Origin of the sequence: Pantoea sp. SIMBA_079, assembly GCF_046940275.1 — a bacterium.
Taxonomy (GTDB): domain Bacteria; phylum Pseudomonadota; class Gammaproteobacteria; order Enterobacterales; family Enterobacteriaceae; genus Pantoea; species Pantoea borealis.
This window is the reverse complement of the sequence record NZ_JAWRYR010000035.1, coordinates 1-1,029: the sequence shown is the minus strand read 5'-3', so window position 1 is coordinate 1,029 and position 1,029 is coordinate 1. Positions and strand designations below refer to the sequence as shown.

The following is a 1,029-nucleotide window of genomic DNA, read 5'->3' as shown; positions in this document are numbered from 1 at the left end:
CCGCTATCGGCTGAATTTGATTGCGAGTGAGATATTTATGCCAGCCAGCCAGACGCAGACGCGCCGAGACAGAACTTAATGGGCCCGCTAACAGCGCGATTTGCTGGTGACCCAATGCGACCAGATGCTCCACGCCCAGTCGCGTACCGTCTTCATGGGAGAAAATAATACTGTTGATGGGTGTCTGGTCAGAGACATCAAGAAATAACGCCGGAACATTAGTGCAGGCAGCTTCCACAGCAATGGCATCCTGGTCATCCAGCGGATAGTTAATGATCAGCCCACTGACGCGTTGCGCGAGAAGATTGTGCACCGCCGCTTTACAGGCTTCGACGCCGCTTCGTTCTACCATCGACACCACCACGCTGGCACCCAGTTGATCGGCGCGAGATTTAATCGCCGCGACAATTTGCGACGGCGCGTGCAGGGCCAGACTGGAGGTGGCAACGCCAATCAGCAACGACTGTTTGCCCGCCAGTTGTTGTGCCACGCGGTTGGGAATGTAATTCAGCTCCGCCATCGCCGCTTCCACTTTTTCCCGCGTTTTCGCAGAAACGTGGCTGGCCTGGTTCACCACGCGGGAAACGGTCTGATAAGAGACACCGGCATACTCTGCGACATCGTATAACGTTACTGGTTTCACATTCACCACCCTGAATTGACTCTCTTCCGGGCGCTATCATGCCATACCGCGAAAGGTTTTGCGCCATTCGATGGTGTCCGGGATCTCGACGCTCTCCCTTATGCGACTCCTGCATTAGGAAGCAGCCCAGTAGTAGGTTGAGGCCGTTGAGCACCGCCGCCGCAAGGAATGGTGCATGCAAGGAGATGGCGCCCAACAGTCCCCCGGCCACGGGGCCTGCCACCATACCCACGCCGAAACAAGCGCTCATGAGCCCGAAGTGGCGAGCCCGATCTTCCCCATCGGTGATGTCGGCGATATAGGCGCCAGCAACCGCACCTGTGGCGCCGGTGATGCCGGCCACGATGCGTCCGGCGTAGAGGATCGAGATCTCGATCCCGCGAAAT

At 57.7% G+C, this 1,029-nt stretch carries 2 pseudogenes; both read right to left on the bottom strand.

Features of this window, described 5'->3' with window-relative positions:
- Positions 1 to 643 (bottom strand): annotated as a pseudogene (gene lacI / locus SB719_RS18940) (DNA-binding transcriptional repressor LacI); the annotation flags it as partial.
- Positions 644 to 722: 79 nt separating this feature from the next.
- A pseudogene (locus SB719_RS18935) lies at positions 723 to 1,029 on the bottom strand (MFS transporter); the annotation flags it as partial.